Raw genomic sequence first — 1309 nt, 5'->3', positions numbered from 1 at the left:
AACTCCACGTCCGAGGCACCCGCATCGACTGGACGACGTACTACGCCAACACCGGCGCCCAGCACACCGACCTCCCCACCTACGCCTTCCAGCACCAGCACTACTGGCCGGAGGTCGTGCCGGGGCTGAACGGTGATGTCACCGGATTCGGTCTGCACAACGCCGAGCACCCGCTGCTGGGTGCCGAGGTGCTCCTCGCCGACGGCGACGGACTCGTACTGACGAGCCGGCTGTCGCTGGACTCGCACCCGTGGCTCACCGACCACGCCATCTTCGGCTCCGTTCTGCTGCCCGGCACCGCGTTCGTCGAGATCGCACTCCACGCAGGAGAGCGCATCGGCTGCGGAGCCCTGGAAGAACTCACCCTCCAGGCTCCGCTGGTCCTGCCCGAGCGCGGCGCCATGATGCTTCAGGTCGTCGTGGGTACGGCGGACGCGGACGGGCGGCGCCAAGTCACCGTGCACTCGACACCTGCCGGTTCCGAGGACGAGACGTGGACGCTGCACGCCTCCGGTGTCGTCGCTACCGAGACCCTCGTCCCGGGCACGGCGCTGGCCGAGTGGCCGCCGCGTGACGCCGAGGCGGTGCCGGTCGACGGCATGTACGACTCCATGACCGAGATCGGCTACGGCTACGGCCCCGTTTTCCAGGGCCTGCGGGCCGTGTGGCGGCGCGGCGGAGAGCTGTTCGCCGAGGTCGCCCTGCCGGAGGAGGCCGTGGAGCAGGCGGGCCGCTTCGGTTTGCACCCGGCGCTTCTCGATTCCGCCCTGCATGCCATCGGCGTGGGCGGCGGCCTGGCCGGTCTTGAGGGCCCGGGGCTGCCGTTCGCCTGGACCGGCGTGAGCCTGTTCGCTGTGGGATCTCCCGTCCTGCGGGCCAGGATCACCGCCACCGATGGCACGGTCTCGCTCGATCTGGCCGATGGGGCCGGTTCGCCGGTGGGTCGGATCGGATCCCTGGTCCTGCGCCCGGTCACCGCAGAGCAGTTGGACGGCGCCGCGCACAGCGACAGCTCCGACTCCCTCTTCCGGCTGGAGTGGGCCCCGGCACCGACCGGCGCCGCTCAGGCCTCGCAGGACACCGCGGAGTTCGATGTTCTGGTCGTGCCGGCCACCGAGGCGGACGCCGATGTCGTATCGGGCGTGCACACGGCCGTTGTCGACGTACTGGCTCAGGTGCAGGAGTGGCTTGCCTCCGACCGGGACGCGAACGCGCGCCTGGTGGTGGTGACGTGTGGTGCGGTGGGTGAGGTTTCGGATCTTGGTGCGGCTGCGGTGTGGGGGTTGGTGCGTTCGGCGCAGTCGGAGCA

General features: G+C 70.6%; 1 protein-coding gene. It reads left to right on the top strand.

The window, feature by feature from the left end; genetic code table 11:
* The coding region (locus BT364_RS38940) for a polyketide synthase dehydratase domain-containing protein (RefSeq protein ID WP_177328415.1) at positions 1 to 1309 on the top strand (1309 nt) is incomplete at both ends.

This window comes from Streptomyces atratus (assembly GCF_900119365.1).
GTDB classification, from domain to species: Bacteria; Actinomycetota; Actinomycetes; order Streptomycetales; family Streptomycetaceae; genus Streptomyces; species Streptomyces atratus_B.
Note: the sequence above shows the minus strand (reverse complement) of the source record. Positions and strands in the feature narration are given on the sequence as shown.